14 protein-coding genes are annotated in these 21,360 nt (G+C 52.5%); 6 read left to right on the forward strand and 8 right to left on the reverse strand.

Going from position 1 to position 21,360, the window contains the following annotated elements; translation table 11 throughout:
• Nucleotides 1-168 precede the first annotated feature (168 nt).
• The 5 genes from BW972_RS04190 to BW972_RS04210 all read right to left on the reverse strand — a co-directional run bounded on the left by BW972_RS04190 (nt 169) and on the right by BW972_RS04210 (nt 5,471).
• Nucleotides 169-555 carry a hypothetical protein gene (locus BW972_RS04190; RefSeq protein ID WP_007654154.1) on the reverse strand — a complete coding sequence of 129 codons (387 nt, stop codon included), beginning with the start codon at nt 553-555 and terminating at the stop codon, nt 169-171.
• A gap of 67 nt (nt 556-622) precedes the next feature.
• Nucleotides 623-2,092: a potassium/proton antiporter gene (locus BW972_RS04195; RefSeq protein ID WP_076421235.1), complete on the reverse strand. Its 1,470-nt coding sequence runs from the start codon at nt 2,090-2,092 to the stop codon at nt 623-625.
• A gap of 218 nt (nt 2,093-2,310) precedes the next feature.
• Entirely contained in the window at nt 2,311-3,588 is a 1,278-nt protein-coding gene (gene kynU, locus BW972_RS04200) for a kynureninase (protein ID WP_076421237.1), read from the reverse strand.
• 103 nt (nt 3,589-3,691) lie between these two features.
• Complete coding sequence (locus BW972_RS04205; protein ID WP_076421239.1) at nt 3,692-4,780, reverse strand: amidohydrolase family protein; 1,089 nt, start codon at nt 4,778-4,780, stop codon at nt 3,692-3,694.
• 163 nt (nt 4,781-4,943) lie between these two features.
• Nucleotides 4,944-5,471 (reverse strand): 3-hydroxyanthranilate 3,4-dioxygenase, encoded by a 528-nt coding sequence (locus BW972_RS04210; RefSeq protein ID WP_007654162.1) that lies wholly within the window; start codon nt 5,469-5,471, stop codon nt 4,944-4,946.
• 176 nt (nt 5,472-5,647) lie between these two features.
• Between BW972_RS04210 and BW972_RS04215 the strand changes: the two genes are divergently transcribed.
• The 5 genes from BW972_RS04215 to BW972_RS04235 all read left to right on the forward strand — a co-directional run bounded on the left by BW972_RS04215 (nt 5,648) and on the right by BW972_RS04235 (nt 14,303).
• On the forward strand, nt 5,648-9,289 hold the full coding sequence (locus BW972_RS04215; RefSeq protein ID WP_159439843.1) for a metallophosphoesterase: 3,642 nt from the start codon (nt 5,648-5,650) through the stop codon (nt 9,287-9,289).
• Nucleotides 9,290-9,399: 110 nt separating this feature from the next.
• Nucleotides 9,400-10,188, forward strand: coding sequence for an SDR family oxidoreductase (locus tag BW972_RS04220; RefSeq protein WP_076421243.1), 789 nt, complete (start codon nt 9,400-9,402; stop codon nt 10,186-10,188).
• Between the two features lie 273 nt (nt 10,189-10,461).
• Nucleotides 10,462-11,907, forward strand: a complete 1,446-nt coding sequence (locus tag BW972_RS04225) for an aldehyde dehydrogenase (protein WP_076421245.1) — start codon at nt 10,462-10,464, stop codon at nt 11,905-11,907.
• A gap of 183 nt (nt 11,908-12,090) precedes the next feature.
• Complete coding sequence (locus BW972_RS04230; RefSeq protein WP_076421247.1) at nt 12,091-13,362, forward strand: chloride channel protein; 1,272 nt, start codon at nt 12,091-12,093, stop codon at nt 13,360-13,362.
• An 80-nt stretch (nt 13,363-13,442) separates the two neighbouring features.
• A complete protein-coding gene (locus tag BW972_RS04235) occupies nt 13,443-14,303 on the forward strand; it encodes a RelA/SpoT domain-containing protein (protein ID WP_076421249.1) in 861 nt (286 codons plus the stop codon).
• A gap of 101 nt (nt 14,304-14,404) precedes the next feature.
• On the opposite strand, the gene BW972_RS04240 is transcribed toward BW972_RS04235, so the two are convergent.
• The 3 genes from BW972_RS04240 to BW972_RS04250 form a co-directional block, all read right to left on the reverse strand.
• Nucleotides 14,405-16,639, reverse strand: coding sequence for a S9 family peptidase (locus tag BW972_RS04240; RefSeq protein WP_076421250.1), 2,235 nt, complete (start codon nt 16,637-16,639; stop codon nt 14,405-14,407).
• Between the two features lie 158 nt (nt 16,640-16,797).
• A complete protein-coding gene (locus tag BW972_RS04245) occupies nt 16,798-18,300 on the reverse strand; it encodes an OmpP1/FadL family transporter (RefSeq protein WP_076421251.1) in 1,503 nt (500 codons plus the stop codon).
• 17 nt (nt 18,301-18,317) lie between these two features.
• The gene (locus BW972_RS04250) at nt 18,318-19,601 is read right to left on the reverse strand and encodes a hypothetical protein (protein ID WP_076421252.1); all 1,284 of its coding nucleotides are present in this window, start codon (nt 19,599-19,601) and stop codon (nt 18,318-18,320) included.
• 185 nt (nt 19,602-19,786) lie between these two features.
• Between BW972_RS04250 and proS the strand changes: the two genes are divergently transcribed.
• Entirely contained in the window at nt 19,787-21,265 is a 1,479-nt protein-coding gene (proS, locus tag BW972_RS04255) for a proline--tRNA ligase (RefSeq protein ID WP_007654189.1), read from the forward strand.
• Nucleotides 21,266-21,360 lie beyond the last annotated feature (95 nt).

The raw sequence follows: 21,360 nt of genomic DNA on the forward strand, positions 1-21,360 counted from the left end.
AATATGAGTATGTAGAGCTGTCCTGTGCCTACTGGTTAACAAGCATAACAGGGTTTAAAGCAGCGTAAGGCTGACTTGCTCTATATGAAAAAGAAGGAGATGCCCTGAGCCTGCGCTGAATACTGGCATGCATCAGAGGAAAACTTATCAGTGCAGAACTGAGATTGCCTAGGGGGCGTTGGGTTGTATGGTGATGGGGAAAAGCTGGGTGATGAGTTCAGCTCCTGCCGCATGTGGTGAGTAAGAGGGTCTGTCATCAATGGCTGTAGCAAACGTGAGTGCCTGAAACACGCATTTGATGAACTGCTGCGGACTCAGCACGATGACTGAGGCGGTATTAGCGTCCAGAAAGACTTGCACAGTCTGTTGCTTTACCGAAAAATCATCTTGTTCGCTAGTAGCTGACCTGAGGCTTTGGGCTACTTCAGCAGCAGAACCTTTTACCAAGTAACTATATACAGCCAGTTCGTGGCCCGGCAGTGTGACAGCCCACAGCAGCATCACCCACATGAGCGGGTAGGTAAGGTAGTGCTTTATGTACTTGGTAAAAGCCATTGTCCTGCAAAAGTAAGGCTTTTGCTTTTAAGATGCAGTTTAAACATTAGCCGATTGATCTTCTATCCTACTCTACCTCGTAGCCAAGCAGCTCGTTCACCTTTGTTAGTTCCTCGTCATTATCGGTCATCACGAAGAGCTTATCTTTGGGCTCCAGCATGGTGGCACCGTTTGGCGTCACAAACTTTCTGTTTCTGTTGATCAACACGATAAGCGCACCTTTTGGGAAGTGCAGGTCTACCAGCGTTTTGCCAACTGCAGGGCTACTGTCCGGAACCTCTATCTCGGTGAGCTCATTTTTGAGGTCATACTCCATTTCCAGATCGAACTGGTGCTTTTTCAGCTTCTTGTCTTTTTCGCTCAGGTTAAGCCATTTTGCAACCGGGCTAAGTGTTGTGCCTTGCAGCATAACGGAGGTGAGTACAATAAAGAACACGATGTTGAAGATCATATCCGATTTCTCTACTCCTGCCAGCATCGGATAGGTGGCGAACACAATAGGCACTGCGCCACGCAAGCCAACCCATGATACATAGAGCTTGTCCTGTATCGTGTTTTTGAAGAAAGCCATGCTTAAAAATACACTCACAGGACGAGCCACAAATATCAGGAACATCGAAATCAGCAGACCTGTGCCCACTACCGGCAGCATGTGTGATGGGAATACAAGCAAGCCAAGTGTCAAGAACATCAGAATTTGCATAAGCCAGGCTATGCCATCATAAAACTTGGTAAGACTTCGCTTATGAATGAAGTTGCGGTTACCGAGTATAACTGCCGCCACATACACCGCCAAAAAGCCATTGCCGTTGATAACATTCGTGAAGGCATAGGTGAAGATTACCATCGCCATGGTCAATGCCGGGTAAAGGCCCTCCTGTTCCAACTTGATCCGGTTGATGACCCACACCATGGCCCGGCCCATGGCTATACCTGCCACGGCGCCGATGCTCATCTGCATAAAGAACATGGGCACAAGCTGCCAGATGCTCGCCTCCTGATTCATGATCAGGAATGTGAAGCTGACAGTCAGGAAATAGGCCATCGGGTCGTTAGAGCCCGACTCCAGCTCCAGTGTAGGCCGCAGGTTGTTCTTGAGCCCGATATTCTTGGAGCGGAGAATGGAGAATACAGCCGCAGCATCGGTAGACGACACGATAGAACCCAGGAGCAGGCTCTCCAGTAAGGTGAAGTCGGTGACAAAGTATACAAAGGCTCCAAGGGAGATGGCTGTGATGAATACCCCAACCGTGGCCAGAATAACGCCCCGCCACAGAATGGGCTTCGTACTTTCCCAGCGGGTATCTAAACCCCCGGAGAAGAGAATAAAGGCAAGAGCAACGGTACCGAGCGACTGAGCTGTTTGTGCGTCATTGAAATAAATTTTTCCCAGTCCCTCAGACCCTGCTAGCATACCTACTCCCAAGAACAGGATTAAGGCTGGTACCCCGAACCGTCCAAGGCTCTTACTGATCAGAATACTGATGAAGAGCAGAATAGAGGAGACCAGAAGTATATCTTCGAACGTAACGGCCATTTATTACCTTAAAGCGCCAAAATTTTATTTTAATTAAATCTGTCTTACCTGTTACTCACCCCTATCACCCTCACAATGGATCACCAACATACCCTTAGCTTCGAATAATTAACTATCACATCAAGCCCTCAAAATAGTATGTGCTCTTGACTAAACTATTACTCTGTGCAAAAGACAGGGGTTACAAGCCTGCTAATAAGCTACCATATTCAGGTGTGTTAACTGTGCCCTTCCAAACAAGCGTGCAGTATCTCGGAGAAGCGGTATACCTCCTCGAAGCTGTTGTAAAGCGGCGTGGGTGCTACCCGAATAACGCTCGGTTCGCGGAAGTCCACAATGATGCCGGCCTCCATCAACTTGTCGAAAAGCTCGCGGGCATTTTGTTTTACCAGTATAGATATCTGGCAGCCACGGGCTTGCGGGTCACGCGGCGTGATCATCTCGAGCACTTCCTTACCTACGTGCACATCGTTGATCAGGTACTCCAGATAGCCCGTCAGCTTCTCGCTCTTGGCACGCAGGTTAGCCATGCCTGCCTCATCGAATAGCTCCAGCGAAGCACGGTGCAGGGCCATCGGCAGAATCTGGGCATTGCTCAACTGCCAGCCTTCGGCGCCTGCCATCGGCATGAAGCCTTTCTTCATCTGGAAGCGTGAGCCCGCATCATGGCCCCACCAGCCGGCAAAGCGCGGCAGGTCCGGGTTGTTGGCATGGCGCTCGTGCACAAACGCTCCTGCAGTGCCACCCGGTCCGGAGTTGAGGTACTTGTAGGTACACCACACGGCAAAGTCCACGTCCCAATCGTGTAGTTGCAGCGGCACGTTGCCGGCGGCATGCGCCAGGTCGAAGCCCACCACAGCACCCACTTCGTGGCCTACTTTGGTGATGGCCTGCATATCATATACCTGCCCGGTGTAGTAGTTGATGCCTCCCATCAGCACAAGCGCCAGTTCTTCGCCGTGTTCGCGAATGCTCTGCAGAATGTCTTCGGTGCGCAGGGTATGCTCACCCTCTCTCGGGAACAGCTCCACAATCGCCTCCTCCGGGGTATAGCCATGGAACTTCACCTGCGTCTCCAGCGCATACTGGTCCGAGGGGAAAGCCCCCCCTTCCATGATGATTTTGATGCGCTTGCCTTCGGGTCTGTAAAACGACACCAGCATGAGGTGCAGGTTTACGGTGAGTTGGTTCATGATCACCACTTCCTGTGGCCTGGCTCCCACCACACGGGCAGCGCCGTCAGCGAGCAATTTATGGTAGTTGAACCAAGGCTCTTCACCTTTAAAATGGCCCTCTACAGCGTAGTTAGCCCACTTGTACATCTCATTGTCGATGTACATCTGCGCCGACTTGGGCTGCAAACCCAGTGAATTGCCACAGAAGTAGATGGCATCACGGCCGTTTACCTGTGGAAAATAAAAGCGGTCTTTAAAATGCTTGAGTGGATCTAGGTTATCTTGTTCCTGCGCAAAGGCAAGGCTATTTTGATAGTTCATTTTTCTGGTGCAGAATTTATCGTGAGACAGTGCCTGTAAAAGAGCACCTGCTATAATGCTGCAAGATAATAAAATGAACAGGAAGTTGGGGAATGAAACCAGGCTATACCTTTGCCTTCGAAACACCAGAAGCGTCTTTCACAAAAAGGCTCTTCTCCAGATTTAGCCATTCCAGGGCCGTGCCGTGCAGCATGCGGTCTTTGGTGGCGCGGTCGTAAGGCATGGATTCGATGAGTTTGCCGGGCTCCAGTTCGCCGAGCGGGAACGGGTAGTCGGTGCCGAGGGCAATGCTGTTGGCGCCTACCAGGTTCACGAGGTAGTCCAGCGCCTGCGGGTCGTGCACGAGGGAATCGAAGTAGAACTTGCCAAGGTACTCGCGGGGGTTCACGTTGTTGTCGACAGCGCACAGGTCGGGTCGCACTTCGAAGCCGTGTACAATGCGGCCAATAGTGGCTGGGAATGAACCGCCACCATGGGCAAAAGCTACCCGCAGTTTCGGCAGACGCTCCAACACGCCCCCAAATATCATAGAGCAAATGGCCAGGCTGGTCTCAGCAGGCATACCCACGAGCCAGGGCAACCAGTACTTACTCATTTTCTCTTTGCCGTACATGTCCCAGGGATGCACAAATACGGCCGCCCCTAGCTCTTCAGCCGCCTGAAAAATCGGAAACAGTTCGGGGGCGTCGAGATTCCAGTCGTTGATATGCGATCCGATCTGTATACCTGCCATACCCAGCTCTTTCATGCACCGCTCCAGCTCTTTAATAGCCAAATCAGGGTCCTGCATCGGTATAGTACCTAAGCCGATGAAGCGGTCGGGATAGTCTGCCACAATACCTGCGATATGGTCGTTGAGCATACGCGACAGGTCGTAGGTATGCTCGGGCTTTGCCCAGTAGTTGAACATAACGGGCACTGTGCTCAGCACCTGTACGCCCACCTGGTGGTGACTGCATTCGTGCATGCGCACTTTAGGGTCCCAGCAGTTGTCCTGAATCTCGCGGAAGAACTTATCGTCCATCATCATGCGGGCGCAGCAGGGCTTGTGGTGCTCCAACCTTATGAAGCCGCCATAGCCGTAGCGCTCACGCAGATCGGGCCACGTAGCGGGCAGGATGTGCGTGTGAATGTCAATCTTGAAAAGATTGTCTGTGGCAGGTATGGGGGTAATAGGCTTCTGGTTTTGCATGCTGCTAAAAGGGCGAAAATGCGGCTATACGTTGTACGGCCAAATAAAGCAATCCAACAAGATACACATTTTACAGATTTAACACTGCCTATTCTGACAGTCATTAGCCAAAAGCTAAACATAAAAGCTGCATCCGGATTTTTCCCGTTGGCTGAAATAGCAATTACGCAGGTTTTACCGGAGGCTGCAGCACCTCTCCGCATTTATCGCAGGTACGCAGGTCTTCGTTGTCCCAGAAATTGCCCATAATAACCGGTAGCTGTTTCACAATGTCCGTTACTTCTGTGAAGTCTTCATGCAGCTTGTTGCCGCAGTTCTCGCAGAACCACATAAAGCCGTCCTTTTCCCCTTCTTTACGGTAGCGTTCGATCACCAAACCTACCGTGTTGGCCGAGCGCTGCGGGGAATGCGGCACTTTTGCCGGAAGCAGGAAGATCTCCCCTTCCTTTATTGGAATATCCACAGGCTTGCCGTCTTCTATAATTTTCAGCACAATGTCACCTTCCACCTGGTAGAAAAACTCCTCGCCTTCGTCGTAGTGATAGTCTTTGCGGGCATTGGGGCCGCCCACCACCATCACAATAAAATCGTCGTTGCCTTTGTACACCTGCTGGTTACCCACGGGTGGCTTAAGCAAATGGCGGTGTTCTTCTATCCACTGTTTGAAATTGAAAGGTCGTTGTATGGCCATAGTTCTGTCGGGTTAGGTTGATAGTTTGAATGTACGAGAATTACACGCAATTGGCAAATACCGCACAGCTCAGCACATATCTGACAGGGCATTTCAGGTATAGGGCAATAATTTACCCCCCTGTGTATACCTACAGCACTCTTCAAAGTATAAAGAGTAAGCCTATGCGTACCCAAATGACCAGACTTCTGCGTTACCTGCTCCTCTACATCTTGGTTTGCACCACCTCTTGTAGCCCCAGTATTTACTACGGGCCCAGTGCGGGCAACTGGCAGCACTTTTCTTTACCCGACTCAACGGGCATTGCCTATACCGTGTACCTGTTGGGCGACGCGGGGGCTCCGCAACTGGATAAAACCGAACCCACACTCAAATTACTAAAATCGCAGCTCGACCGCGACCCCAGGAGCATGCTGCTGGTGCTGGGCGACAACCTGTACCACGACGGACTTTCGGAAGTAGGTAGCCAGACCCGCGATCAGGGCGAAAAGCGCCTCAACGAGCTAATAAAAGTAGTGGATGACCACCAGGGCAAAGTGTTTTTCGTGCCTGGCAACCACGACTGGGATTATATGGGCCCTAAGGGACTGGAGAAAATACGTAGGCAAGAGCAGTACATTGAGGCGGGCATCAACAAAGGCAACACCTTTGTACCCGACGACGGCTGCCCTGGCCCGTATGTGGAACAGCTGCGTGACGATGTGATATTCATCGGTATAGATACCCAATGGTGGCTGCACAAATACGAAAAGCCCTATGGCGCCGACAACGGCTGTAACGCGGGCACCGAAACTGAAATGCTGCAACAGATTGAACAGACGCTCGAAGCCAATAAAGGTAAGCACATCGTCATCGGGGGGCACCATCCGTTTGTGAGCAACAGTAACCATGGCGGCTTCTATACCGTGATGGACCACCTTTTCCCGCTGCGCCTCATACGAGACGGACTCCTGTTTCCGCTGCCCGTTATCGGCTCGCTATACCCGTTTTACCGCCAGCTTGGCGGCGTGGACCAGGACATTCCGCACTACCGCTACCAGTTGCTCATCAGCCGCATGGAGCAGCTTTTCAACCGCTACGACAATATCATTTATACCTCGGGCCACGACCACAACCTACAGCTGCACAAAATCGACAAGTACATCCACATCCTCAGCGGCTCAGGCTGTAAAACGGCACCTGTGGATGTCGAGAACAACGCCACCTTTGCCCACAGCGAGAAGGGATTTGTAAAAGTGATTTATTACACCAATGGTGAGGTATGGACCGAGTTCTGGTCGCCTGAGGGCGATGGCGACACAGGCCGGGTAAACTACCGCGGCAAGCTTTACGACCAGATTCGCCAGGACGCAACCGCCACCGCCGCCTGCACCGATACGCTTCAGGCGGAGCCTGTGGAGTTCAGGCCTGCCGATCCGAAAAAGAAGCCCTACGCACTGGCTGGTGTGTTGCTCAAAAATGATTATGCAAAAGAATGGGCCACTCCTGTGCGTGTCACCTACCTCGACATGGGTGCTGTGGGCGGTGGCCTGAGTCCGTTTGGCGTCACCAAAGAGCGCGACCGCAACAGCCTGCGCCTCCGCAGCGCCAAAGGCTACGAGTACCGTTTCCGCCCTTTGCTCCGCGATGCCATGCGTACTGTGCCGCAACAGTACCGAGGCACGGAAGTCATACAGTCGGTGCCCGAAACGTGGTTGCCCTCGCAGCACCCTTATGCACCGCTTATTGCCACGCCGCTCGAGAAAGCCGCTGGGTTGCTGGCCTCCTCCCCAGCTCTGCACCTGCTGCCCGACATCGATTGCCTGGAGCCTTACAAAGCACCTTTCGGCAACCGTTTAGGTTTTCTGGAGTTTGATGCCGAAGACTACCGCCTGGGCCATAGGGATCAGGATGCCGATGATGTGCAGGAACTGAGCTACACTGCCATGCTGCACCGCCTCGAAGACGACCACCTGCACCAGGTCAACGCCCGCGCTTTCGTCAAAGCCCGCCTCCTCGATATGCTCATCGGTGACTGGGACCGCCACGAAGATAACTACGAGTGGAGCCTGACCGAGGCGAACGGCCGCACGCTATACCTGCCTATACCGAAGGTGCGCGACAATGCCTTTTTCGCTTTTGACGGTTTTTTCCCATGGCTGGCCACCCGCAGCTGGGGTGTGCAGGAGTTGCAGCACTTCGGCTATAAAATCCAAAACCTGAAAGGCCTGAACATGGCCGCTAAAGACCTCGACCGCCGTCTGCTGGGTAGCCTCACCCCTGCCGACTGGGTGCAGATAGCCGACAGCCTGGAAGCAGTGCTCACCGACGAGGTGCTGGCCAATGCCGTGCGCCAGATGCCCCCCGAAGTATACCCGCTGCACGGCGACGAGCTGACCCAGAAACTGAAAGCCCGACGGGTGCAGCTGCCCCGCGTAGCCGAAGAATACGCCATGCTACTGGCCCGTTACGTGGATGTGTTTGGCAGCAAAAAGAAAGAGCTGTTTGAGATTGAGCGATTAGCCAACGGCGACACACGTATCACCGTGACCGCCGCCAATAACCCAAGCCACACACTCTATACCCGCACATTCTCTCCTGAGCATACCAGAGAAATACGCCTCTACGGTTTCGGGGGCGACGATGAATTCAGGGTAACGGGCGAAACGGGCAGCGACATAAAAGTGCGTGTGATTGGCTACAAAGAGCACGGCCGCTACCAGTTTGCCTTCTCCGATAGCCTGGACAACAGCAGCATCTCCTATAACTTGCGCAATACCATCGGCGACAAGAACGTGATAGACAACACCCGCGCTACCTACGAAGATTTTGCCACAGGCGACCTGATCAACAGCCCTGCCTCTGACGAGTTTCGCTATACCCGCATAGGACCTAACTTCACGGTTATTTACAACACAGCCGATGGGCTGGTGCTGGGCGCGGGTATGCAGTACAGGCCGTACAAGTTCAGAACGAGCGCCAGGGGCGGCGTGCAGCGCTTGCTTTACCAGCGCTCACTCAAAACAGGTATGGCCCGCATTTTCCATGAAGGCGAAATCAAAGACCTGTTCTTCGACCTCGATTTGGTGAGCCGCGCCTGGGTATATGCCCCCTACTACAGCATGCAATACCGTGGCTACGGCAACCGCCCAGCCCCAACCGATGCGCCCATGAACGAGCGGGTAGAGCTGAGCAATGCCCATATTTCGGCAGCTTTGCAGAAGCCTTTTGGCACGTTCTTCTCGCTCGGGGCGGGACCTGTGTTGGAGTATTTCAGGTTGAGCGAGCGCCGCAACAGCTGGGTTCAGGAGCTTTTACCCGACAACCGACAAGACGCATTTGGACAGCGCAGCTACCTCGGCGCCACTGCCTTTTTCAGGACCGATGCGAGAGACTACGAGCACAACCCGAGCCGCGGACTGGTGATAGACCTGCGGGGCAACTGGTTTCAGGGGGTGGCCAACACCAGCGGCGGGTATAGTCGCTATACCTACGAAGTGCGCTACTACATGAGTCCGAATCTGCCTTATCAGCTCACCTTCGCAGGACGCATAGGCGGTGGCATCAATACGGGCCGCTACGCTTTCTACCAGGGCAATATGCTGGGTGGCGGCCTCCTGCCCGACTTCAGCCAGACCATTCGCGGCTACAGCCAGACCCGCCTAGTCGGCGACCGCAGTTTCTTCACCAACCTCGAAATGCGTGTAGCCCTGCTCAACTACCGCGTATACCTGTTCCCTGGCAAAGTAGGTGTGCTCGGCCTTTACGACACAGGCCGTGTCTGGACCCGCACCAACAACGTAGGCGGCTGGAACAGGGCCTATGGTGGCGGCATCTGATTCTCGCTCTTCAACCGTATTGTGCTCACGGGCACCGCCGCCTACTCCCGCGAAGGCACCCTGATTAATGTGCAGAATGGGTTTTTCTTTTAATTGCTTATCTTTAAGCTATGAACTTAGACCTGACGGATAAAAGAGCCATCGTGTGCGGCAGCACGCAAGGTATAGGCAAGGCCATCGCTGTAGAACTGGCGCAACTGGGTGCCAGCGTGACACTGGTAGCCCGCAACGAAGCCAAGTTACAGGAGGTAGCCCAGGAACTGGACAACAGCAAAGGGCAGCAACACGACTACCTGGTAGCCGATTTCAGCAAGCCCGACGAGTTGGTACAGCAGCTACAGGTATACATGCAGCAACACAACCAGGTACACATCCTTGTGAACAACACAGGCGGACCAGCGGGCGGACCAATTGTAGATGCCAAACCAGAAGAGTTTCTCAGCGCTTTCAACATGCACTTGATTAACAACCACAACCTGGCGCAGGCAGTTATTCCGCTGATGAAAAAAGCAGGCTACGGCCGCATTATTAACATTATCAGCACCTCAGTGAAACAGCCGCTGCAGAACCTAGGCGTGTCGAACACCATTCGCGGTGCCGTGGCTAGCTGGGCGAAGACCATGTCCAACGAATTAGGGCAATATGGCATCACGGTGAACAATGTGCTCCCTGGTGCTACCCGCACAGGGCGTCTGGAGTCTATCATCGAGAACAAAGCGAAAAAAACTGACAGTGAAGTAAATAAGGTGGAAGAGGAGATGATGAGCGAAATCCCAGCCCGCCGCTTCGCCGAACCTGAAGAAGTCGCTGCAGCTGCAGCATTTCTGGCTACGCCAGCGGCGGCATATATCAACGGCATTAACGTGCCAGTGGATGGTGGCAGGACGGGGAGTTTGTAACCTCACCCTTTCCCTTTTATAGAGAGCCCCTATCCCCAAAACAGGGAAGGGAGTTGAGAAAGCCCTCGCTCGCGCCCCGCGAGTGTGAGCTATCTGGCGGACCCCGGCCGCTTTGGTTTGTACCTGTCGGTACAAGTGGCGGGACGCCACTGAATAACGCACACTCGCGGGACGCGAGCGAGGGCTCAAGAAAACAAGGAGAATACACCTTTACTAAAAATAAACCCCAAAACTCCCCCTCCTGTTTTTAGGAGGGGGCTGGGGGGAGGTAACATGCAGCACATCCATAACTACATTGACGGCCAGTTAGTCATGCCTGTGGCAGGGCAGTATATCGACAACTACAACCCCGCTTTGGGCGAAGTGTACTCGCTTATACCTGACTCCGACGAGCAGGACGTGGAACAGGCGGTGCAGGCGGCTTTGAAAGCTTTTCCTGCCTGGTCGAACACACCTGCCGAGAAGCGGGGGCAGATTTTGATGCGCATTGCTGACCTGATTGACCAGAACCTGGACAAGCTGGCTGAAGCCGAATCAATAGACAATGGCAAGCCGCTGAAACTGGCGAAGTCGGTGGATATACCGCGGGCGAGTAGCAACATGCGCTTTTACGGCACGGCTATTCAGCACTTCGCTTCGGAAGCGCATTACATGGAGGGTACTAATGCCATCAACTATACCGTGCGCCATCCGCATGGGGTGGTGGGCTGCATTTCACCCTGGAACCTGCCGCTATACCTGTTCACCTGGAAGATTGCCCCTGCCCTTGCCGCGGGCAACTGTGTGGTGGCAAAGCCTTCTGAAGTCACGCCCATGACGGCCTACATGCTTTCGGAAATCTGCATAGAAGCGGGCTTACCGGCGGGTGTGCTCAACATCGTACACGGCTACGGCCACAAGGTAGGTGCGGCCATGACGGCGCACCCGAAAGTGCCGGTTATCTCTTTTACGGGTGGCACGGCCACAGGGCGCACCATTGCTGCCACGGCGGCCCCGATGTTCAAGAAGCTGTCGCTGGAGTTGGGCGGCAAAAACCCGAACATCATCTTTGCGGACTGCGACTTCAATAACGCCCTGCATACCTCTATCCACTCCTCCTTCGCCAACCAGGGTCAGATTTGCCTCTGTGGCTCCCGCATTTTCATTGAGCGGCCGCTTTATGAGAAATTCCGCGATGCTTTTGTGGAGAAAGTAAAAGCCTTGCAGGTAGGCGACCCGATGGAAGAAGGCTCAAAAATGGGCGCGGTGGTATCGGAACAGCACATGCAAAAGGTCCTTTCCTATATCGAACTGGCCAAACAAGAGGGCGGCACCATCCTTACGGGCGGACACCAGGTGCAGGTAGAAGGACGTTGCCAGAACGGCTGGTTCATCGCCCCAACCATCATCGAGGGACTGCCCTACAACTGCCGCACCAACACCGAGGAGATCTTCGGCCCAGTTGTCACCCTCACCCCTTTCGACACCGAGGAAGAGGTCATCCAATACGCCAACTGCACCGACTACGGCCTCGCCGCCACCATCTGGACACAGAATCTGCAACGTGCCCACCGTGTCGCGCACCAAGTGCATTCAGGAATCATCTGGGTGAACACATGGCTCCTACGTGACCTCCGCACACCTTTCGGCGGCATGAAGAATTCGGGGGTAGGTCGTGAAGGTGGATTTGAGGCGCTAAGATTCTTCACCGAGCCGCAGAATGTTTGTGTAAAGTTGTAGGAAACCCTTGCGTCTGAAGAACCTTGTGACGAGAGACGGAGAAAGCCGGCTAAACTGCTGGTAGAAGGAAGCTGAGAAATAATCCGGATTTCTTCCATCCCCAAAAGGACAGAAAGGAATGTAGAGGCCTCATAATCCGGCTCCTTCTTTACCCATGCCTGCATTTCTCCGTACCTTTGCAGGATGGACTTTAAAAGAAGAAGACTGGCCGTTACGCTTCGGAACCAGATTAACTATCCTTTACAGTTTAACCCATTTGTATTCAGCAAGATATTCTTGTTGTGGGTAGCTATTGGCATTATTGGCGGTATCATTGCAGGCATTTACTGGATGGTTCTGGAGGGATTGCTTCACTTTCTGGCACCTGTACAGGGTCTGTATGTGATTCCGCTCATGGCTGGGGCTGGCCTGCTCGCCGGACTTATTATCCACTATCTCGGCGACCCCGGCGAGATGGATCTTATTGTCAATAACATCCGCTTTAAAGGAGGGCACCTGGAGCCGAAGAACAATCCTTCCATGATCTTGTCGTCGTGGTTGTGTATCGCAAGTGGCGGTAGTGCGGGCCCGGAGGCACCCTTGGTGCAAGTAGTTGGCTCCACCGGTACCTGGATCGCAAAACAGCTCAAAATCAGGGGCGAAGACCTCCGATCCCTGACCATAGCCGGTATGGCCTCTGCTTTTACAGCCCTATTTGGGGCGCCGCTTGGAGGCACTCTGTTCGCTCTGGAAATCCTGCATCACAAGCACGTAGTAGAGTATTACCAGGCGCTTATACCTGCCTTTGTCGCCAGCTGCTCCAGCTATGTTGTTTTTATCCTGATCACGCACATTGGCATAGGCCCCACCTGGAATTTCCCTGTGTACTCCACCCCTGAGCTAAACGACTTCTTTTACGCAATGCTCTATGCGCTGGCAGGTACCGCGGCGGGCTGGCTTTTTATATTTACAGTGCGTCAGTGCAGAGCCCTCTTTAAAAAATTCAGGGTACCGATCTATGCGAAAATGGCCGTGGGTGGATTTCTGATCGGCATCATCGCCTATTATGTTCCACTTTCGCGTTACTTCAGCCACGATGAACTCAATGTACTCCTAGCCGAAGAATTCACGCTAGGTTTTCTGCTTCTGCTACTGGTAGCCAAGATTCTGGCCATCAGCTTTACAGTTACCTCGGGGTGGCGGGGTGGATTTATCATTCCGCTTTTCTTTGTAGGAGCAACTGTAGGTATGATTGTCAACCAGGCTTTCCCCGGACAGAACTTGCCGCTTATCCTGATTAGCTGTATGGCCGCTATTAATGCCTGCGTTACCCGCACTCCTATCAGCACCATTATTTTACTTGCAACACTCACTGGATTCCAGCACTTTATTCCGATCATGTTTGCAAGTCTTACAGGGTTCTTTTTGGCTCCCAAAACTCCACTGATTAATGCACAGCTTGGGGTAAAAGAATAGTCTATCTCTCAATGCCTCCGGGTGCTCATGTGCCTTTGACTGTTTATCACGTAAGTATTTAGAAACAGTGACTTAGAGACTTGAATAAAAACACAAGTTCCGGACAATCTGCTTCCAGTTTACTCAACTCGCTTGGCCTGGGTGAGTCAGAATGGCGTACGCAAGGTATAGCACCGCAGACGCTGGTGGGCATTTACCATGACTTTCTGCGGCGCAAGGCGGAGTTACTGGAGATTGCAGCGCAGACAGCCCAAAGCCTGCAGCACCTACCCGAAGTACATGCTGTGCGCTATCGGGTAAAGGACCCCCTGCATCTGTTGCGCAAGGTGATCCGCAAGAAATCAGAGTATCCCGACCGCCACATTGACGAGCATAATTACGTGGACTGGATCAATGACCTGGCAGGGGTGCGGGTGCTATACCTACACAAGACTGCCTGGCATGCTCTGGGAAAACACATACAAGCCACCTGGGAACTGAAGCGCCCCCCTTTCGCCTATATATCTCCTGGCACAGCTACAACTATCATTCAAGAGTTTGAAAAAGCCGGTGTAAACATCCGTCTGCACGACCACGGCTACCGGGCGGTGCACTTTGTAGTGAGCACCCAGCCTAAACGGCAGCGCTACTTTGCAGAGATACAGCTGCGCACGCTTTTCGAGGAAGGCTGGAGCGAAATAGACCATAAGGTGCGTTACCCTGACCACAGCTGCAATGCCTTTGTGCGGGACTTGCTTAACCTGCTCAACCACTTCACAGGCCAGGCCGACCAGCTAGCCTCTTTCATCAAAACGGTGCTGGAGAAGTTGCACGGCCATACCCCGCTTACCGAGAAGGAACGGGCACAACTACACACTCAAGTAAACCAGTTTACTATACCTGACACAGAAAAGCAGCGGCTATACCTGCACCTCAATGCCCTGCAACGGAAAAACAGCTAGGCCATAAAAGCAACAAGGCTCGCCATTGCTGGCGAGCCTTGTTGCTCAGGTATAAATTACAATTTTCGGGCTTCGCTCCAGGTATAGCAACATGTTATACCTTACTGGTTTTGCTCTGTAGTCGGGTTGATCAGGTTGCGCTCCAGGAAGTCGGTCATCATTTTGAAGCGGTGCAGGCTTGTGATGCCGCCACCCACGCCGTGGTTACGGTTCGGATAGTAGAAACTTTCGAACTGCTTGTTGGCGCTGATCAGGGCGTCCTGCATAGCCACCGCGTTCTGGAAGTGCACGTTGTCGTCACCAGTACCGTGAATCAGCAATAGCTCACCTTGCAGTTTATCAGCAAAGAATAACGGCGAGTTATCGTCATAGCCAGCAGCATTTTCCTGCGGCGTTTTCAGGTAACGTTCTGTGTAGATAGTGTCGTAGAAGCGCCAGTTGGTCACCGGAGCTACTGAGATGCCGGCACGGAACACGCCATTGCCTTTGGTCAGGCCAAGCAGTGTCATGTATCCACCGTAGCTGTGACCCCAGATACCGATGCGGTCTTTGTCTACGTACGGCTGGTTGCCCAGCCACTTGGCTGCTTCTATCTGGTCTTCAATCTCATACTTGCCGAGGTTCGCATAAGTCACTTTCTTAAAATCAGCACCACGGGCGCCAGTACCACGGTTGTCTACACTTACCACAATAGCACCTTTGTTGGCCAGCACCTGGTACCACAGGTAGTTGGCACCGCCCCAGCTGTTGGTTACTGTCTGCGAACCCGGGCCACCGTACACAAACATCAGCACTGGGTACTTTTTCTTCGGATCGAAATCAGTTGGTTTGATCATCCAGCCATTCAGCTGTGTGCCGTCCGGGGTTTTCATGGTAAAGAACTCCTGCTTGGCGATATCATACTGGGCCAGTGTGCTCTTCAGTTTCTGATTATCTTCCAGTACCTTGATCAGCTTGCCGTCTTTGGCTGAATGCAGGCTTACGGTAGGTGCTTCGTTGGCAGCAGAATGGTAATCCAGGAAGTATTTGAAGTCGTTGCTCATGTTCACGCGGTGCGTACCGGCTTTCTCAGTAAGGCGGTTTTTCTTGCTGCCTTTGCTGTTGATGCTGTACAGATGGCGCTCCAGCGGTGACACTTCCGTAGATATGTAATACAGGCGGTCGTTCTTCTCGTCGTAACCGATGTAGTTGCTCACTTCCCAGTTACCTTTCGTGATTTGGCGCACCAGTTTGCCATTCATGTTGTGCAGGTACAAGTGGTTGAAGCCGTCTTTCTCAGAAGAGTGAATGAAGTGCTTGCCATCTTTCAGGTAAGTCAGGTCGTCAGTGATGTCGATATAGGCTTTGTCTGTCTCCTTCAGCACCACGCTGGCTTTACCGGTTGTCGCGTTGGCGTGCAGCAATTCCAATGTGTTCTGCAAACGGTTCATCTTCTGGATAGAAAGCAGGTTGCTGTCATTCGTCCATTTGATGCGCGGGATGTAGATGTCTGCCTCGTTGCCTGTGTCCATTTTCACAGTCTGGCCATTGCCCACATTGTACACCGAAACGGTTACAATAGAGTTGGCCTCACCGGCTTTCGGATACTTGAACTTGTAGTCCTGTGGGTATAGCTCGCCCCACATCTGCATGTTAAACTCCGGTACGTTGGTCTCATCGAAGGTATAGAAAGCGATCTTAGAGCCGTCTGGTGACCAGTGGAAGCCCTGCGCAAACGAGAACTCCTCCTCGTATACCCAGTCAGCGTACCCGTTTATGATCGAGTTGAACTTGCCGGTGTTGGTAATCTGCTTCTCCTGCATGTTGCTCAGGTCCACGAAGAACATATTGCCCTCACGCGCAAAAGCGACACGCTTCGCATCCGGCGAGAAAGTAGCGTACAGCTGCTTGCCGCCATTGCTCAGTTTGGTCAGTTTCTTGGTGGCGATGTCATACACATAAAAATCAGCCTTTGAAGATCGACGGTAGATCTGCTCTCTTTCAGTAGCGAACAAAACCTTTTTCTCGTCTGAGCTGAAGGTATAGCCATCAAACTTAATTGGCTTGTCACTGCCTTCCGGCTTCAGGTCTTCGCCTTCGATGATGGTGTTCACCGGCTGACCTGTCGTCACGTCGTAGCGCACAATGTCGTTTACGCCGTTCTTCTCGTCCGCTACCTGCGAGCTGTAGTAGCGGCCGTCGTTCATCCAGTTCACGCCGTACACCGACTTGGCCGAGAATGTGCCATTGCGGTAGATATCCTCCAGCGTGACTTCTTTTTTCTGCTGCGCCTGCGCTACAAAAGCGAAGCACAAAAGCACGACAGCCAGAAAATTAGTTTTGAGGTTGATATGCATGTGTTTAGGGTTAGTTATAGTTTAGCCTTGCTAATTTATCAGAATAATATGGTATTGCCATACCTTACCGCCAAAACCATACCGCACACAGGTATAGACACAAAAAAGCGGCATCCCTTTCGGAATCTGCCGCCTTTCTGAAAACAGGAAAAAAATCTTTAGAAGTTATACCCGAAGGTCAGCATCACGGTGTTCAGCTTATCCTCAATGTCTACTACTGGCACGAATACAGAAGGATCGTTGAAGTTGTATGGGCTGTACAGGCTATTGGCCGTCGAGCTTGTAAAGGCAACATCAGCATAATATCTGTTCAGACGTATACCTGTGCCCAAGGTGAAGGTGTTTATCTTGCCATCAAAATCGGCATTGCGGTAAGGGTCACCCGTGATGGCATAACCTGCTCTGAAGCGGAACACCTCGTAACGCGCCTCCGCTCCCAGCCTGAAGTTGAGGGCCGACTGATATGTGCCCGAAATACGGTCATTCACACTATTGAAATATGTGCTGTTGCCTCCAAAATCATCGCTTTCAGAAAAACGGGCATTTGCATAGTCCACGTATTCAATGTCTGCGGCTATGAAACCGTACTTCTGAATGAAGAAGGCCACACCACCCGATGCACGGAAAGGCGTTGTCAGCTTATAGGAGAACTCACCTGGCAACTCCACGGCACTATAGTTTTCACCCGGCAAAAACTGGGAATACATAGAGCGCTGGTATGTTTCGTTGAAGTTATACAGGGTCGGCGTTTGGATGGACGCTCCCAGTCGGATGACATCAGACGGCCGAACGATGATACCCAGTTTCAGGTTAACGCCTGTGCCACGTGTTCTGTACTCATCACGCAGCTCCAGGCTGGTAAAATCGGTACTGGCATCTTCTTCTGTCTCTCTAAAGATGCGCTCCTGCCTGAAGTCTGACGTAATCACACCAAGCGACGCTCCCAGGTACATTTTGTCGCGATAGCTGGTACCACCAGCTATGTCGATCTGATTCTGAGAACCCCTTCGGATAATCTCCTCTGATTGGTTGACATTTCCTATCCGATCAGTAGGTATAGCAAAGCCGTCTTCGTCAAAGTCAAACAGGAAGGTACCATAAGCCAGTCCCTCCATAGACGTATAACCATTATTGAACTCGTTGTCCAGGTCTGTTTGTGTGCGGCCACGCAGGTTTGCCAGTTCTGTAAAGTATTCGACAATAGTTGGATCTTGCCCGCCGGCTGTGTTGCGGTATGAGGTTCTGTTATTGAAATTATTGAGCCTGCTGAAGCTTATGCCAAATGTAGCACCGCGCCAGTCGCTATTCTCGTCACTTTGACGGTCAGCGAACACAAAACCAATGTGAGGCACAGCAACATTGTTACGTTCGTCGTTAGTAGATATCCCTCCCACACGGCCTGTTGATGTAGAGAAGCCAAGGCCTGGCGTGATGCTAAACTCAGAACGTCTGAACATGCCCAGGCCTGCTGGGTTAGATGCCATGGTGGAAACGTCTGCACCGAGTGCCGTTTGCGCTCCGCCTATACCTTGAATACGTGCGGAGCCTGTGAGTCCGTAACGGGTGTAGCGCAATGCGTCTACCTCGTCTTGGGCAAAAGCGGTTCCGCCCCAGCCCAGCATAAGTGCCAGGCTGGCGGAAACAATCTTAGTTATTTTCATGGATCAGTGGTTTGTGATTAGTTTCCTCCTCTATTTCCACGGCCACCGCCGCTGGAGTTAGTTCGTACCGGAGGACTAGATGTACCGGAACTTCTGGTTGGTGGTGAGTAGCTTGGCTGCGAGCGCTGCACCGGCTGGCTACGCTGGTAACTTGGCTGCGAACGCTGTACTGGCTGGCTGCGCTGATAGCTTGGCTGAGAACGCTGTACCGGCTGGCGCTGAATCTGCTGACGCTGCACAGGCTGCTGGATTCTTTCCTGGCGCTGCGTAGGCTGCTGTATACGCTGCTGGCGCTCTCGTGGCTGCACAGACGGCGACACGTATTCTTCTCTTGACTGATTGAGTCGCTGCACTGGCTGCTGGCCTTCCGGCTGCTGGCGCGATGGTCTTACCTGACCGCTCTGCGGGTCATAACCACGGTTTGTAGTAGCCGGTCTGGACGGCAACGCACGACCTGTATTCTCTCCTGCGTTAATCTCCTGGCCTCTTACGTTTGTGTTGCCTGTAGCACGCTCTGTTCTACCTGGTCGTGCATAATCTACACCTTGCGTAGAACGCTGTTCATCTCTTACAGACTCCGATCTGTTCGGACGTCCGGCTACTCGCTCCGGGTTACCTGAAGCTGGCACTACACTACGCTCACCACGTGGACCGTACTGCACCTGTCGCTGTTGCACAACACCCGGACGGTCATAGATATAGCGGTTACTGCCATAGAAGCCTCGGTTATATCCGTGATAGAAGCCGGCATAGTAGTTATTATGTGGCCAAAATCCACCGCCCCAGAATGGATCATACATACCATAAGGGCGTCCCCAAGGATGTCCCCAGCGGTTCCAGCCGGATCCCCAGCCCATGCTCAAGCCAATGTTCACACGCATGCCTCCTCTGTGAAAGAAAGGGTCATACATGAACGGATCGTAGAATGGATCATAAAAGAACGGGTCGTAGAATGGACTTACGCGACGATGCACGTAAGCAGTTGTCCAGTATGGATCCACGTAAGCATAGTTAGGCGTGTTCCAGGTTGCCTGCGGACGATAGGTACGGCCGTCATAGTACTCGTCGGCGGTATAATTTTGAGTTACATCACCAGTAGCGGCCTGCTGATTGTCTTCAGCTGGAGCGTACTGCTGCTGTTGGGAAGCCTGAGCCTGGGGCTGCACATACTCGGTACGATCTGATGAGCTGTAGTACATATCATCATACTCTGTCGACTGCATAGCTACCGGGCTACTGCAACCAACCGCGAAAAGTGCAATCACAGGGGCTAGTGCGGTGTATATGTTTAATTTTTTCATGGCCTTCTGTGTCTAAAAATGCTTCTATATCAAAGATATAAACACAATAGCGCAAAACCTTATCAATAGTATAATATATTAACGTAATTTTGAGCGAGAATGATATTAAATCTTCACTATGTGGAAAGCAATATTCATTCCAAAAAGATTAACAATTACGGATATAAGATAAATTTTTTCAAATAATGAGCAAAGGGCTGCCAAAAAGAAGCGAAGACTATTCGCAGTGGTATAACGAGCTGGTGAAAAAGGCCGGTTTAGCGGAGAATTCCGCTGTGCGTGGCTGCATGGTGATCAAACCTTACGGTTACGCCATCTGGGAGAAAATGCAGCGTCAGCTGGATGACATGTTTAAGGCCACCGGCCATGAAAACGCCTATTTCCCACTGTTTGTACCCAAGAGCTTGTTTGAAGCCGAAGAGCAGAACGCCGAAGGCTTTGCCAAGGAATGTGCTGTAGTAACGCACTACCGTTTGCAAGCCGATCCTGATAAACCAGGCAAGCTGCGCGTTGACCCGAATGCCCGACTGGAAGAAGAACTGATCGTACGTCCAACTTCGGAAGCTGTGATCTGGAACACTTACAAAGGCTGGATCCAAAGCTACCGCGACCTGCCTATCCTGGTGAACCAGTGGGCTAACGTGGTGCGCTGGGAAATGCGTACGCGCCTGTTCCTGCGCACGGCTGAGTTCCTGTGGCAGGAAGGCCACACGGCCCATGCTACCGCTGAGGAGGCCATTGCCGAAACAAAGCAAATGCTGGAAGTATACGCCACTTTTGCTGAGCAATACATTGCCCTGCCGGTGATCCGTGGTGTGAAAACACCTAACGAGCGCTTCGCCGGTGCTTTGGATACCTATTGCATCGAAGGCTTGATGCAGGATGGCAAGGCGCTGCAAGCAGGTACGTCTCACTTCCTGGGCCAGAACTTTGCGAAGGCATTTGATGTGAAGTTTGCGACCAAAGAGGGCGGACTGGAGCACGTATGGGGTACCTCGTGGGGGGTGAGTACCCGTCTGATGGGTGCGCTGGTAATGGCCCACTCCGACGACGAAGGCCTGGTGCTGCCTCCAAAACTGGCTCCTATCCAAGTGGTGATCGTGCCTATTTACAAAGGCGAGGAGCAACTGGCCCAGATCAGCGAGAAAGTGCTGCAACTGAAGAAAGAGCTCGAAGCCAAAGGCATCAGCGTGAAGTTCGACAACCGCGACACGGAGCGCCCTGGCTTTAAGTTTGCCGAGTGGGAATTGAAAGGGGTTCCGGTTCGCCTGGCCATCGGTGCCCGCGACCTGGAGAACGGCACCGCCGAAGTGGCCCGCCGCGACACCAAGGAGAAGAGCACCCAGCAATTCGACAGCCTGGCTACTTATATCCCTGCCCTGCTTGATGAGATCCAGGAGAACATCTACAACAGAGCACTGACATTCCGGGAGGAGAACACAACGAAGGTAGACAGTTACGAGGAATTCAAACAAGTACTGGATACCAAGGGTGGCTTTGTGCTGGCTCACTGGGACGGAACACCGGAAACAGAAGAGCGCATCAAAGAAGAAACCAAGGCGACTATTCGCTGCATTGCCCTCGACACGCCTGAGGAGGACGGCGTGGACATGATCACAGGCAAGCCATCGAAGCAGCGTGTATACTTTGCAAAGGCTTACTAGCATCAGCTATACCTGAGCTTAAACCAGAATTTATAAAACAGAGAGCCATTTCCTGCGGGAGATGGCTTTTTTGTTTTACACACAGTATAAATTAA

Origin of the sequence: Pontibacter lucknowensis (assembly GCF_900156415.1) — a bacterium.
Classification (GTDB): Bacteria; Bacteroidota; Bacteroidia; order Cytophagales; family Hymenobacteraceae; genus Pontibacter; species Pontibacter lucknowensis.